Origin of the sequence: Enterovibrio calviensis DSM 14347 (assembly GCF_000621165.1) — a bacterium.
GTDB lineage: Bacteria > Pseudomonadota > Gammaproteobacteria > Enterobacterales > Vibrionaceae > Enterovibrio > Enterovibrio calviensis.
This window is the reverse complement of record NZ_KK211217.1, coordinates 337146-349731: the sequence shown is the minus strand read 5'-3', so window position 1 is coordinate 349731 and position 12586 is coordinate 337146. Positions and strand designations below refer to the sequence as shown.

The following is a 12586-nucleotide window of genomic DNA, read 5'->3' as shown; positions in this document are numbered from 1 at the left end:
GCTGCAAAAAAACGCGCCATCAAGGCGCGTTTTTTTATCGCTATACTTTGGGCTCATCACGAAATTTTGGCTTTTTGCGAACATACAAAACTCGCCTCACTCGGCTCACCACTTCCCCACTATCATCTAACACATTGACGACAAACTCGGGAAACACTTTGTCGCCAGTAGCCGTCGCTCGCTGGATCGACGTGATCGTTTCCTCAGGAATAACAAATTCAGCAAACAGATCAGAAGATCCGGGCTTGATGAAGTTGATGTCCGCTTCTTTGTCCCACACAAAGTACTTCTCACCAAGTATCCCCATCAACATCAACGCGTAGGTGGGATCTGTCATAGAAAAAATGCTACCGCCATACTGCGTACGGTTTGCGTTTTTGTTCCACCAGCGTAGTTTCAATCGAATGCGAACAAAACGGAAATCATCACTGATTTCCATAATTTTAATCCCTGATCCCCAGAACGGAGGCCAGCAGTTGAGTGCAAATTTAACGATCCCTGGTTTATAGTATTTGTACACAGTAATTCCCTTTCTGGTCTAACCAGTTTATCGTGCCATTTTTGTTTCCGAACAACAAGCCGCAAAACCAACCAATTAGGTCAGTTATTTATCGACATGCACTAGCGAGGCCGTACCACATTTGTTACGCTAACAAACAATTTTTCCCGTTCTCATAAATACACAGGGAAAAGCAATTACGTAGGAAGAACCGGATGTCAGATAATAACAAGGCACTGAAAGACGCAGGACTGAAAGTCACGTTGCCTCGACTAAAAATCCTAGAAGTCCTGCAACAACCGGACTGTCAGCACATCAGCGCCGAAGACTTGTACAAGAAGCTCATCGATATTGGTGAGGAAATTGGCCTTGCTACCGTTTATCGTGTCTTAAACCAATTCGATGATGCGGGCATTGTTACACGCCACCATTTTGAGGGCGGCAAGTCAGTCTTTGAGCTTGCTACACAGCATCACCACGACCATTTAGTCTGTTTAGATTGCGGTAAGGTAATCGAATTTACTGATGATGTAATTGAAACTCGTCAAAAAGAAATCGCGACTCGATATAATGTTCGCCTCACCAACCACAGTTTGTACCTCTATGGTCACTGTATCGAAGGTGATTGTAAGACAGACGAGAGTCTTCACGACGCAAAATAGTCTCAATAAAACCGTTTCAGTCGTTTGTCACTGAACGATAGACATAAAAAAACCGGAGCATTGGCTCCGGTTTTTTGTTTATGGGGTTTAACTACGCGTCAATTTTCGCCCAAGTGTCACGAAGACCTACGGTACGGTTAAAGACCAGCGCATCATCCGTGCTGTCTTTACGATCAACACAGAAGTAACCCATACGCTCAAACTGGTAACCTTGCTCGGCAACTGCCGCTTTTAGGCTCGGCTCAACATAGCCTTGAACCACAGTCAGTGATTCAGGGTTAATGGTTGCAGCAAAATCATCCGCAGCACCAGGGTTCGGCAATGTGAACAAACGATCGTACAAACGAATCTCAGCTGGCACACCCGCATCCGCAGATACCCAGTGAATAACGCCTTTTGCTTTACGGCCGTCTGCTGGGTCTTTACCCAAGGTTTCAGGATCGTAAGTACAGTAAACCGTTGTTACCTTGCCATCAGCATCTTTGTCACAACGCTCAGCTTTCACAAAGTAAGCGTTACGCAAGCGAACTTCTTTACCAAGCACTAGACGCTTGTACTTCTTGTTCGCTTCTTCACGGAAATCTTCCGCTTCAATCCAGATCTCACGGCTAAACGGAATACTACGCTCGCCCATCTCTGGTTTGTTTGGATGATTTGGTGCAGACAAGTGCTCAATATCACCGTCAAAGTTTTCAATCACCAATTTGATAGGATCAAGAACGGCCATCGCGCGCGGAGCATTTTCATTCAAGTCATCACGAATACATGACTCTAGTGAGCTCATTTCAATCGTGTTTTCTTGCTTAGTCACACCAATGCGCTTACAGAATTCACGAATCGCTGCAGGCGTGTAGCCGCGGCGACGCAAACCAGAAATCGTTGGCATACGTGGGTCATCCCAACCGTTTACCAAGTTCTCGCTTACAAGCTGACTCAGCTTACGCTTAGACATCACTGTGTATTCAAGATTCAGACGACTGAACTCATACTGACGTGGCTGACACTCAATGGTGATGTTATCCAACACCCAATCGTAAAGACGACGGTTATCTTGGAACTCCAACGTACACAGGCTATGTGTAATGCCTTCAATCGCATCAGAGATACAGTGTGTGAAGTCATACATTGGGTAAATACACCATTTATCACCTGTTTGGTGATGGTGTGCGAAGCGAACACGGTACAATACCGGATCACGCATAACCATGAATGGCGAAGCCATATCAATTTTCGCACGCAGACACGCTTTACCTTCTGCGAACTCACCGTTCTTCATCTTGTCGAACAGTGCCAAGTTCTCTTCCACAGTGCGGTCACGATAAGGGCTATGCTTACCCGGCGCTGTTAGCGTACCGCGGTATTCACGGATCTCATCTGGGCTTAGCTCTTCAACATAAGCCAAACCTTTCTCAATCAATTCAACCGCATAACTGTGCAGACGATCGAAGTAACCAGACGAATAACAAACTTCGCCGCTCCAATCAAAGCCCAGCCAGTTCACATCGCTTTTGATAGATTCAACAAATTCGATGTCTTCTTTCTCTGGGTTAGTATCGTCGAAACGCAGGTTACATTGACCCTGGTAGTCTTTAGCAATACCAAAATTCAAACAGATCGACTTTGCGTGACCAATGTGAAGGTAACCATTCGGCTCCGGTGGGAAACGCGTATGAACTGTTGTGTGAACACCACCAGCCAAATCTTTATCAATGATTTGACGGATAAAGTTGGTTGGACGAGCCTCAGACTCACTCATCAAAAAATACCTCGTAGGAAGAACTACCTGAAATTACGCCAATGATCCACGATCACGGCTATTTACTCAACCACAACAGAACGTCGAGACGAAAAAAAAGCCCGCATAGAGCGGGCTTCTGAGTCTTTGAGTGTCGTTATAGAGACACTGAACGACCTTCACGTTGCTTGTCAGCGCTCAATGCACGTACTTTCACATTGTTCGAGTCAGACAGTTCTACCGGCGAAGCGTAGTCAGCCCATGATTGACCGCCATCAACAGAGTACTGAAGTGGTAGACCTGGCATGCTGATGTTCATGTGCAGTTTGCCCGCTTCAATCACCGCACCAGGAACCGGGATGCGGTATTGAATACCCGCAGCATCCAGTTTCGCCATTTCACGTTGGCCCATTACGTTGGCAAAGCGCGTCCAGTCTTGAAGCTGAGCGTCCTTGTTCACGTAGCTGGTTTCAAGGTTGAAAGCTTTACCTGCTTGGTAATCCAGTTCCCAATCCGCTTTGTGCCACGCGCGTTCTGCTGCTGCAATCACACGAGGGAATACCATGAATTCGTATTGCTCATCGGTACGAACAGTTTCACTCCAAAGCTGTGCAGACAGACCATGGAAACCTTTTGATTCAACGGTACCTTTACCATTAAAGCCATTACCGTCACGGTCGACAGAGGTCTCAGCATTTTGAGGCAAGTTCTCAGGTGCAAAGCCGAACATCTTACGCGTATCAGTTGCACGTGTTGCCCAGTAGTAGCCTCGCTCTTTTGGATCCACTTCGTATGGCATGTCCATGTAGACATAGTCTGGGTTAGACACAATCACGTCATACCCTTTATTTGCCCACTCATACGCTGATGCGTCGCCGCCCCAGTAAAGAACATCCCAGAAATTCACGCGAACATTGTCGGTTTCAAATGCTGATGCATCTTTAGAGTATTTCAGGCCATCTTGCCATGCTTGGAAGTTTTCAATGCCATGCTTAGCGACCACTTCACTAACTTGCTCTGCAAAGTAGCTTGGTAGGTGACCGAAATCAGCAGCTACGCCATCGGCAATTGCTTTTTGACAAACTGGCGATTTCGCAAATGGCTTATGTTGCTGGCTAAGGTCAATGTTACCTTTCCAAGAAACAGGCTCTGCGGCATTAAGATCTTGAAAGCCTGCATTCAGCTTGATGTTTTTCGCTTCGTCACCACCAAAGTGCCAAGTTGATAGCGGCATACCTGCTTCCGCATGCATGGCTTTCACTTCTGTGATCACTTTATCGACAAAGTTCAGAGACGAGTCCATGCATGGGTTGATGAAACTGCGCTTGTCGTAGAACTGAACAGTCGTCACGTTGGACGTATCCAGAGGATCCATCAAACGGAACTCTTCTGCTTTCGCCAGATCGCCCTGAGCGGCATATTTGGTGTAACGCGCTTCCATCGAAACAACAGCGGCACGTGAGTGAGCTGGCATATCGATTTCAGGAATCACCTCAATGCCACGCGCTTTTGCGTGATGCAGAATTTCCAAGTAATCCGCTTTCGAGAAGAAACCAGAACCGAAGTTATCGGTTGTCGGGCCTGAGCCCAATTGTGGCAATAGGCAAGACGTCTCAGACAAGTCATGACAGCGGTTTGCACCGACGTCAGTCAATTCTGGAAGGCCAGGGATCTCTAAACGCCAACCTTCATCATCAGTCAGGTGAAGGTGAAGTTTGTTCAACTTGTACGCTGCCATTTGATCAATAGTACGTAGCATTGCTTCCTTAGAATGGAAGTTACGCGCAACGTCCACCATCACACCGCGGTATTCGAAACGAGGGGCATCTTCAATCGCTACCCATGGCAGCATGCCGCTATCGTCTTTGTCCATTAACGCGAGAAGAGATTGCAGGCCATAAAATGCACCGACGCTGTCGAAACCAACAACCTCAACACCTGCCGCATTGACGACTAGCTTATAAGCACCAGATACGGCTTCTTCGCCGCTGAAGGCTGCAGCATCAAGGTTCACATTAAGGTCGATGTCACCGTCCACGTTCACGCCCAGAAGCGCTGCGCGATCTTCAAATGCCGCTAACTGATCCGCATCCAGCGCGGTGTTATTTACCGCAAAACCCGCAGCAACATGTAAAGCGCCACGCATTTGTTTGGTTTTTAGAGGCGTTGGAATAATAGAAGCTTCAATGGCACCATCAGACAGTTGGGCAACATCGCTGTTTTTTGCAAAGCGTGAGGCCGCTGTCGCTAGGATGTTGTTGTCTTCTGGGGTGCGTTTCCATTTGTTGCCATCAATTTCAGCCACAAATGCATCAACGTTTTCAGTATCTAGCGATGCAATCGTTTTTGGCGTTGCATCACCCGCAACCACATAGGCACGTGGCATAAAGTCAGTTTCGAACAACTGCCAGTATTCTGCAATCAGGGGAATTTCAACCGTTTCGCCCGCAGCGAAACCATCAAAAGATTGCGTTGGAGTCAGCACATAAAGGTCACCGGTCAAATGTTCGATGGTGAAGTCTTCGTTTGCCACATCCAAAAATACACGAATGCTGTGCAGATAGATTTTCCAATCGTTAGCGGTAACTGCATCGCCGTCATTCACCACGGTCATCGTCACTTTGTTACAAGAAGCCCACTCTGCGCCCATGTCCTGACACGTTAAGCCTTCTTGCGCGCCATGATTGGTTTCAACAGCGTAGCTGATGTCCAATTGAGCCGCTAATGCATCCACAGTTGCCTGTTGCGCCGAGCCTGAAGGCAAAGCACCACAACCCGCAAGACCTGCAGCAACGGCTACAGATAAGATTCCCATCTTAAATGTCTTATTCATTTCTATTTACCCTACGAATATGGCCAAATTTGGCCCAAAAAAAGCCGACCCCGCTAAGGGCCGGCTATATTGACTAATTAGTCAGTATAATTTAATTATGGCAGTTTGATTTCAGACAAATCTTCAGTCGTGCCAACTTTCTTCATTTCGCCAGCAACGATTTCTGCCAATGGACCCAGAATAACCTGCAGGTTATTTGTACCCAGTTTAACAACACCCATCGCACCAAGTGCTTTCAGTGTTTTCTCGTCGATCTGAGCGCCATCTTTAACGGTCAGACGAAGACGAGTGATACATGCATCGATAGTCGTTAGGTTGTCGTGACCACCTAGCGCTTTCAGGTACTGGCGAGCCAGAATACCGGTCTCTTTAGAACCTTCTACGCCATTTGCTGGTGCATCTTCATCAAGATCTTCACGACCTGGAGTCTTCAGGTTGAACTTAACGATCGCAGTGCGGAATACAGCGTAGTAGATACCTGCGAATACGAAACCTTGAACAATCAGCATGTACCAGTTAACAGCTAGCGGGTTACGCGTTGACAAGAACATGTCAACAAGACCTGCAGAGAAGCCGAAACCTGCAATCCACTGCATCGATGCAGCGATGTATACAGAGATACCCGTCAACAATGCGTGCAATACGTACAGACCTGGTGCTAGGAACATGAACGAGAATTCTAGCGGTTCAGTTACACCGGTGAAGAACGATGCGAAACCAGCAGCGATCATGATAGATGCTACTTTCTCTTTGTTCTCAGGCTTAGCAGTATGGTAGATAGCTAGCGCTGCACCTGGTAGACCGAACATCATGATTGGGAAGAAGCCCGCTTGGTACATACCTGTTACACCAACAGTTGCAGTACCTTCAGCTAGAGACTTAGCGCCACCCAGGAAGTTAGGAATATCGTTAATGCCTGCAACGTCGAACCAGAATACTGAGTTCAGCGCGTGATGCAGACCAACAGGAATAAGAAGACGGTTAAAGAATGCGTAAATACCTGCACCCAATTCGCCCATACCTTGAATGCCTTCACCGAAGTTAACCAGACCACCGTAAACAGTAGGCCATACGTACATCAGGATGAAAGATACAATGATTGCAGCAAAAGAGGTAACGATAGGAACCAAACGCTTGCCCGAGAAGAACGCCAATGCCTTATGCAGTTCTACGTGAGAGAAACGGTTGTACAATTCAGCAGACATGATACCGACCAAGATACCAACGAATTGGTTCTGGATCTTACCGAAAGCCGCAGGAACAGCACTTGGGTCAATGTTTTGAATTTGAGCAACAGCACCTGGAGACAGTAGCGTTGTAACAACGTACATACCAACAAGACCTGCTAAAGCAGCAGCGCCGTCTTTGTCTTTAGACATACCGTAGGCAACACCTACTGCGAATAGCCAAGACATGTTATCGATGATTGCGGCGCCCGCTTTGATCAAGAATGCAGCTAGAACGCTATTAGCGCCCCAACCATTCGGGTCAATGAAGTAACCAACACCCATCAGGATTGCAGCGGCAGGAAGTGTGGCAACTGGTACCATCAACGCCTTACCTACTTTTTGGAAATAACCGAGAATATTCACCTTTGTTCCCCCTATAGTGGTTCTTTCTCAGAGTTGTAATGACAACATGGGACTTTTTTTACTATCCAATGTGAGTCAGGTGGAGTTTATTCCATTAATTTCGCCCCGCAAATTAAAACAGGTGCAATTGTGATTTTTGTCACTCAAAACGATACGTAATCCCGTTTTTTGCTAGCACCATCATAAAACTTATTTTATGATGAAAACTAAGATACAGAACCACTATGCTGTATAGTCTGAATTTGAATTAATTAAGAGGTGTACCGTGAGACTTATCCCATTACAAACTGCACATGAAGTAGGCTTTTGGTCAGCACGCCATATTGTTGATACTATTAACAAATTCGCTCCAACTGAAGATCGTCCGTTTGTTCTGGGTTTGCCGACTGGCGGTACCCCTCTGAACACTTATAAGCAACTGATTAATCTTCATAAGCAAGGCGAAGTAAGCTTCAAAAACGTTGTTACGTTTAACATGGATGAGTACTGTGGCATCCCTGCAGACCACCCTGAATCTTACCGTAGCTTCATGTACAACAATTTCTTTAATCACATTGATATTAAAGAAGAAAATATCAACTTGCTGAACGGCAACACTGATAATCATGAAGCAGAATGCCAACGTTACGAAGAAAAGATCAAATCGTACGGCAAGATCAACCTGTTTATGGGTGGCATTGGTAACGATGGTCACATTGCATTCAACGAGCCAGCATCGTCACTTTCTTCACGTACTCGTATCAAAACCTTGACTGAAGACACACGTATTGCTAACTCTCGTTTCTTTGATAACGATATCAATCAAGTGCCAAAACACGCATTAACGATTGGTGTTGGCACCCTGCTTGACGCTCAAGAAGTGATGATTCTAATCACCGGCCACAACAAAGCACTTGCACTACAAGCTGCGGTTGAAGGTTCAGTGAATCACCTATGGACAGTGTCTGCACTTCAACTGCATCCTAAAGCACTGATGGTTTGTGACGAGCCTTCGACTGCTGAGCTGAAAGTGAAGACAGTTAAATACTTCCAAGAGCTAGAAGCTGAAAACATCAAAAACCTTTAAGGTAAGGAAGCATTCATGTACGCACTGACTAACTGCCGAATTTTCACCGGTAGCGAAGTGCTGGATAATCATGCTGTCATCGTAGATGGCGGCTTGATCCAGAACGTTTGTCCAGAAAAGGAATTGCCAGAAGGTATTGAAACCCGTTCTCTGGACGGCGCTTACCTAAGTCCTGGCTTCATCGACCTACAACTCAATGGTTGTGGCGGTGTAATGTTCAACGATGAAGTGACTGCAGATACGATCCGCACCATGCATTTGGCGAATCTAAAATCTGGCTGCACCAGCTTTCTGCCTACATTGATCACGTCTTCTGATGAAGACATGAAGGCATCAGTCAGTGCGATTCGCGACTATCAAGAACAATACCAACATCAGGCGTTGGGCTTGCATCTAGAGGGTCCATACCTCAACGTGGCCAAAAAAGGCATTCACAGTGTTGACTACATCCGTCGTTCAGACGATGCGATGATCGACTTCATTACTGAAAATGCTGATGTCGTGACGAAAGTGACGTTGGCACCTGAGCTAACGCCATCTGCACACATTCGCCAACTGGCGGAGGCAGGCATTGTTGTTTCTGCCGGCCACACTAACGCAAGCTATGTGGAAGCACGTAAAGGCTTTAAAGCTGGTATCACGTTCGCTACGCATCTATTCAACGCGATGACACCAATTGCTGGCCGCGAGCCTGGCATGGTAGGGGCGATTTATGACACCCCTGAAGTTTACACTGGCGTTATTGTTGACGGTTTCCACGTTGACTATGCAAACGTGCGAATTGCTCAAAAATTGAAAGGTGAGAAACTGATTCTTGTAACTGACGCAGCAGCGCCAGCAGGAGCAGACATGGATCACTTTATTTTTGTAGGCAAGAAAGTATATTACCGAGATGGTAAGTGTGTTGATGAGAATGGCACACTTGGCGGTTCGGCATTGACCATGATTGAAGCAGTACAGAACTCTGTCGAACATGTAGGCATCGCTTTGGATGAAGTGGTCCGCATGGCAACCTTGTATCCAGCACGTGCAATCGGTATGGATGACAAGCTAGGGGCTATCAAGAATGGATATGTCGCTAACCTGACCGTGTTTGATCGCGATTTCAATGTCAAAGCGACTGTAGTTAACGGCGAATATACATTGAATTAGGACATTTATGACAGGCGGACAAATTGGTAACGTAGATCTGGTTAAACAGTTAAACGGTGCCGCCGTTTATCGACTCATCGACCAACAAGGTCCGATTTCTCGAATCCAAATTGCTGATGTGAGCAGCCTTGCTCCAGCAAGTGTTACCAAAATTACCCGTCAGTTGCTTGAGCGCGGCTTAATTAAAGAGGTCGCGCAACAAGCGTCCACCGGAGGTCGACGAGCTATCTCGTTGACCACCGAATGCGCCCCTTTCCACTCTCTGGCTGTCCGCCTTGGACGTGAACGCATCGAGATAACGCTGTTCGACTTGTCCGGAAAAGTGCTTGCCGAGCACGAAGAGCCTTTCCACTACCCGAATCAAGAAACACTGATTGAAGGTCTGCTTTACCACCTCCATACCTTCCTCGCGACACAGCAAGACTTTGTAAAAGAACTGATTGCTGTTGCTATTTCACTCCCCGGTCTTGTCGACGCAGAAAGCGGTATTGTTGAATACATGCCACATATTGCTATCGATAAATTACCCCTTAGTGACTTAATTCGCGATGAATTTGGAGTGCAGTGTTTCATTGGAAACGACACGCGCGGACAAGCATTGGCTGAACATTATTTCGGGGTGAGTAAAAATTACTATGACACCCTACTTGTCAGTGTTCACAACGGTGCTGGCGCGGGTATTATCGTGAACGGTCAGGTGTTTTTGGGCTATAACCGCAACGTGGGTGAAATTGGTCATATTCAAATCGATCCACTCGGAAAGAAATGCCAATGCGGTAACTTTGGCTGCTTAGAGACCGTGGCATCTAATCCGGCAATCATAGAGCACGCGCAGCAACTTCTCGCGCAGGGTCATGAGAGCATGCTGCAAGGCAAAAAGGACCTTGATGTTTCAGACATCTGTCGCGCCGCTGTCGCTGGGGATGAGCTTGCACGCCAAGTCTTGGTCAAGGTGGGTAATCACTTAGGTAAAGCGATTGCGATGACCATTAACCTGTTTAATCCACAACAGGTGGTCATTTCAGGAGAGATTACTGAAGCAAAGAGCGTGGTGTTCCCCGCTATTCAGCGCTGCGTAGAAAATCAGTCATTGCGTGCATTCCACCAACAACTTCCTATCGTTGCTGCAGGTTTATCATCAACACCAACACTCGGCGCTTTTGCTCTTGTTAAACGCGCGATGCTAAATGGCCTGTTACTTCAAAAGCTTCTAGAAGACTAAGCCTGTTACACAATTTGTGTCAGCTTAGTGCCTAATTGCAAAGGCAACACTGGTTAACTGTGTTGCCTTTGTTTTATCATAATCCTAAAAATTTCCTCTATTTCTTTTGGTTAAGTCGTTGCTCTCAGTTAGCAACAGCTTTGACGCGGCATTTTTACGCAAGGAAACTAACCAACTTATGGATCTCGTCATCATTGCAGTTGCATTTGTGAGCGGCTTACTCATGCTACGCTGCCATATGCCTCCCCTCGTCGGCTTTTTGATTGCGGGCTTTGTCTTGCATGCCGTAGGATTCACATCCACGCCTCTGATTCAATCGCTGGCTGATTTGGGTGTCACTCTGCTTCTCTTTTGCATTGGTTTAAAACTCGATGTTAAATCGCTGCTTAATAAAGAGATCTGGTTTGGCGCGTCACTGCACAACGTGCTGACAACCGCCCTATTCTCTGTCTGTCTATTGGGCTTCAAAGCGCTTGGTCTTTCCGCTTTTTCCGATCTTGCCACCAACGACATCGTACTCATCGCCTTTGCGCTCTCTTTCTCCAGTACGGTTTTTGCCATTAAAGCACTGCAAGAAAAAGGCGAAATGAATGCCACGTACGGCACACTCGCGATCGGTGTTCTCATCATGCAGGATATCTTCGCGGTTATCTTCATGACGGTCGCATCAGGCAAAATCCCCGGCATAGAAGCGCTTCTGTTGTTCGCTCTTCCTTTAGTACGTCCTCTACTTTTCAAACTGTTAGATCGTGTGGACCATGGCGAAGTATTGGTGCTATATGCCATCTTCCTTGCATTAGTCGTGGGAGCTGGCTTCTTTGATGCGGTAGGAATGAAAGCAGATCTCGGCGCGCTTATCCTTGGAATGATGATGGCGGGACACGCACGTGCATCAGAAATGGCAAAATCACTGTTTAACTTGAAAGAACTGTTTCTTGTTTGCTTCTTTCTCAACATCGGGCTATCTGAGCAACCTACGTTGCAAGGGCTAATGATAGCGCTATTGCTTCTGGTATTATTGCCGCTAAAAGGTTTGCTCTACTACGTCATCTTCAATGGGTTCAAGTTTCGTGTTCGCACATCGTTATTCGCTTCCTTAACCCTCTTTAACTACAGTGAATTTGGTTTAATCGTCGGAGGCATTGCCTATCAAATGGGCATCATGCCTGGGAACATCTTGGTAGCAATCGCCATTGCCGTGTCCCTTTCTTTCGTGCTGTCAGCACCTCTAAATACGTTCAGCCACAAAATCTATTCGACAGTGTCATCACGTTTTAGCGACCCCTCCCCTGAACGAATCCACCGAAACGATCAGTTGATCGACTTGGGAGACGCTTCGGTGCTTATTCTCGGCATGGGACGTATTGGAAGTGGCGCGTACGATGAAATTGCCAAAGACGACCCATCTAGGGTACTCGGCATAGAAACCCGTGAAGAGTCTGTTGCCACTCATCGTACAAACAATAGAAATGTCATTCACGGCGATGCTACCGATCCTGACTTTTGGTCTCGTGTGACCTCTTCACGCCACATTGAACTTATCTTACTGGCAATGCCAAACAGCCAGGCGAATACGGTTGCGATGGAACAAATCAACCAAATGGGCTTTGAAGGTAAAGTGGCAGCCATCGCAAAGTATGTCGATGAACTTGAACAACTTAAGGCATTAGGTGTGAATGAAGCCTACAACATCTACAACGAAGCGGGCGCAGGTTTTGCCCGTCACGTAAAAGATCAATTGCTTTAGTCATCCCGATATAATTAATGACCAGCACTCGCAAGACTGGTTACAAAATAACCATCAACCACACTTCATTCACCTAAA

The 12586-nt window shown here is 46.6% G+C and carries 9 protein-coding genes; 5 read left to right on the top strand and 4 right to left on the bottom strand.

Translation table 11 applies throughout. From position 1 onward, the window contains the following. Nucleotides 1–40: 40 nt before the first annotated feature. The gene (locus tag Q365_RS0119770; protein WP_028024971.1) at nucleotides 41–520 is read right to left on the bottom strand and encodes a DUF4442 domain-containing protein; all 480 of its coding nucleotides are present in this window, start codon (nucleotides 518–520) and stop codon (nucleotides 41–43) included. A gap of 194 nt (nucleotides 521–714) precedes the next feature. Here Q365_RS0119770 and fur point away from each other — a divergent pair, with 194 nt between their 5' ends. Then, entirely contained in the window at nucleotides 715–1161 is a 447-nt protein-coding gene (gene fur / locus Q365_RS0119765; protein WP_028024970.1) for a ferric iron uptake transcriptional regulator, read from the top strand. A 91-nt stretch (nucleotides 1162–1252) separates the two neighbouring features. Here the strand turns inward: fur and glnS are convergent, their stop codons facing one another. From glnS to nagE, 3 genes are all read right to left on the bottom strand, one after another. After that, the gene (glnS, locus tag Q365_RS0119760) at nucleotides 1253–2917 is read right to left on the bottom strand and encodes a glutamine--tRNA ligase (protein ID WP_028024969.1); all 1665 of its coding nucleotides are present in this window, start codon (nucleotides 2915–2917) and stop codon (nucleotides 1253–1255) included. Nucleotides 2918–3053: 136 nt separating this feature from the next. Then, a complete protein-coding gene (locus tag Q365_RS0119755; RefSeq protein ID WP_028024968.1) occupies nucleotides 3054–5729 on the bottom strand; it encodes a beta-N-acetylhexosaminidase in 2676 nt (891 codons plus the stop codon). A gap of 95 nt (nucleotides 5730–5824) precedes the next feature. Then, nucleotides 5825–7321, bottom strand: a complete 1497-nt coding sequence (gene nagE, locus Q365_RS0119750; protein ID WP_028024967.1) for an N-acetylglucosamine-specific PTS transporter subunit IIBC — start codon at nucleotides 7319–7321, stop codon at nucleotides 5825–5827. A 265-nt stretch (nucleotides 7322–7586) separates the two neighbouring features. Here nagE and nagB point away from each other — a divergent pair, with 265 nt between their 5' ends. The 4 genes from nagB to Q365_RS0119730 all read left to right on the top strand — a co-directional run bounded on the left by nagB (nucleotide 7587) and on the right by Q365_RS0119730 (nucleotide 12508). Next, on the top strand, nucleotides 7587–8387 hold the full coding sequence (gene nagB, locus Q365_RS0119745) for a glucosamine-6-phosphate deaminase (protein ID WP_028024966.1): 801 nt from the start codon (nucleotides 7587–7589) through the stop codon (nucleotides 8385–8387). 15 nt (nucleotides 8388–8402) lie between these two features. Continuing rightward, on the top strand, nucleotides 8403–9539 hold the full coding sequence (gene nagA / locus Q365_RS0119740; RefSeq protein WP_028024965.1) for an N-acetylglucosamine-6-phosphate deacetylase: 1137 nt from the start codon (nucleotides 8403–8405) through the stop codon (nucleotides 9537–9539). Between the two features lie 7 nt (nucleotides 9540–9546). Continuing rightward, nucleotides 9547–10761, top strand: coding sequence for a DNA-binding transcriptional regulator NagC (nagC, locus tag Q365_RS0119735; protein WP_028024964.1), 1215 nt, complete (start codon nucleotides 9547–9549; stop codon nucleotides 10759–10761). A gap of 178 nt (nucleotides 10762–10939) precedes the next feature. Further along, a complete protein-coding gene (locus Q365_RS0119730) occupies nucleotides 10940–12508 on the top strand; it encodes a cation:proton antiporter family protein (protein WP_028024963.1) in 1569 nt (522 codons plus the stop codon). Nucleotides 12509–12586: the final 78 nt, after the last annotated feature.

Coding starts and splice junctions, on each gene's coding strand:
- fur (WP_028024970.1), top strand. CDS start 715: ATGTCAGATAATAACAAGGCACTGAAAGACGCAGGACTGAAAGTCACG.
- glnS (WP_028024969.1), bottom strand. CDS start 2,917: ATGAGTGAGTCTGAGGCTCGTCCAACCAACTTTATCCGTCAAATCATT.
- Q365_RS0119755 (WP_028024968.1), bottom strand. CDS start 5,729: ATGAATAAGACATTTAAGATGGGAATCTTATCTGTAGCCGTTGCTGCA.
- nagA (WP_028024965.1), top strand. CDS start 8,403: ATGTACGCACTGACTAACTGCCGAATTTTCACCGGTAGCGAAGTGCTG.
- nagC (WP_028024964.1), top strand. CDS start 9,547: ATGACAGGCGGACAAATTGGTAACGTAGATCTGGTTAAACAGTTAAAC.
- Q365_RS0119730 (WP_028024963.1), top strand. CDS start 10,940: ATGGATCTCGTCATCATTGCAGTTGCATTTGTGAGCGGCTTACTCATG.